Here is a 1,359-nt window from a genome sequence, read left to right as displayed (position 1 = left end):
GCTCATATCAAACTGTCACACAGCCGCGCTTTCTTGGTTCGGGCCTACCCGCTGCAAACGCACGAGATGCTGTTTGAGGCCCACTGGCATGCATTCCGCGTCTTCGGCGGCGTGCCTGGTCGCGGGATCTATGACAATATGAAGACCGTCGTTGATCGTGTGGGCAAAGGCAAGCAGCGGGACGTCAATGCACGCTTCAAGGCTATGGCCAGCCACTACGTGTTTGAGCCCGAGTTCTGCAATCCAGCCGCAGGTTGGGAGAAAGGCCAGGTTGAGAAGAATGTGCAGGATGCGCGCAACCGCATGTGGCAGGTCATGCCGGTCTGCGCCGATCTGGCAGAGCTGAACCAATGGCTTGAAGATCGCTGTATCGCCCTTTGGACAGAGACGCCGCACAAGGCTTTGCCGGGGACCATCGCTGACGTGTGGCAGGCCGAGAAGCCTACGCTGATGGCACTGCCGCCGGCATTCGATGGCTTTATCGAACACAGTAAGCGTGTGTCACCCACATGCCTGATCACGTTCGAACGCAATCGCTACAGCGTTCCCGCCAGCTTTGCGAACCGCCGTGTCAGTTTGCATGTCTATCCCGAACGGCTGGTCGTGGTCGCTGAAGGGCAAACGGTTTGCAAGCATGCGCGGATCATCGAGCGGTCTCATCGAAAGCCCGGCAAGGTCATCTATGACTGGCGCCACTATCTCGCTGTTATCCAACGCAAACCGGGCGCACTTCGGAATGGTGCGCCGTTCACGGAGATGCCGGATGCCTTCCGTCAATTGCAGGATCACATGCTGCGCAAAGAAGGCGGTGACCGAGAGATGGTCGACATTCTGTCTTTGGTTCTTCAGCACAACGAAGAGGACGTTTTGTGCGCAGTGGAGCTGGCACTTGAAGCAGGCGTTCCCACCAAGACGCACATCCTGAACCTGTTGCATCGGTTGATCGACCGCAGACCGACAGATCGCCCTGAGGTCGATCCGCCGGACGCACTGGCATTGCAGACAACGCCAGAGGCCAACGTCAGTCGCTATGACGGGTTGCGACAGACTGAGGAGAAGCGCCATGCGTCATGACCCAGCAGGAGCCTCTATCGTGATCATGCTACGCAGTCTCAAGCTGTACGGCATGGCAAATGCGATTGAAGACTTGGTCGCTCAGGGCGCGCCAGCGTTCGAAGCTGCCACACCAATGCTGTCGCAGCTGCTCAAGGCCGAGATCGCCGAACGCGAGGTACGGTCCATCGCCTACCACACGAAAATCGCCCGCTTCCCCGCATACAAAGATCTGACGGGCTTCGACTTTGCATCGAGTGAGATCAACGAAGCGACAGTGCGGCAGCTACACCGATGCGAGTTTAT

At 58.1% G+C, this 1,359-nt stretch carries 2 protein-coding genes; both read left to right on the top strand.

Annotation, left to right across the window (positions count from 1 at the left end; genetic code table 11):
* A partial coding sequence (istA, locus tag ACGYLA_RS19525; RefSeq protein WP_394434635.1) for an IS21 family transposase occupies positions 1-1,074 on the top strand: 1,074 nt, incomplete at its 5' end.
* Positions 1,064-1,359: ATP-binding protein (locus ACGYLA_RS19520; RefSeq protein WP_394434633.1), on the top strand; the 296-nt coding region annotated here is incomplete at its 3' end. The genes istA and ACGYLA_RS19520, both read left to right, overlap by 11 nt.

This window comes from Sulfitobacter sp. 1A13679, assembly GCF_043557115.1.
GTDB lineage: Bacteria > Pseudomonadota > Alphaproteobacteria > Rhodobacterales > Rhodobacteraceae > Sulfitobacter > Sulfitobacter faviae.
The sequence above is the reverse complement of the archived record's forward strand: the minus strand, read 5'-3'. Positions and strand labels throughout refer to the sequence as shown.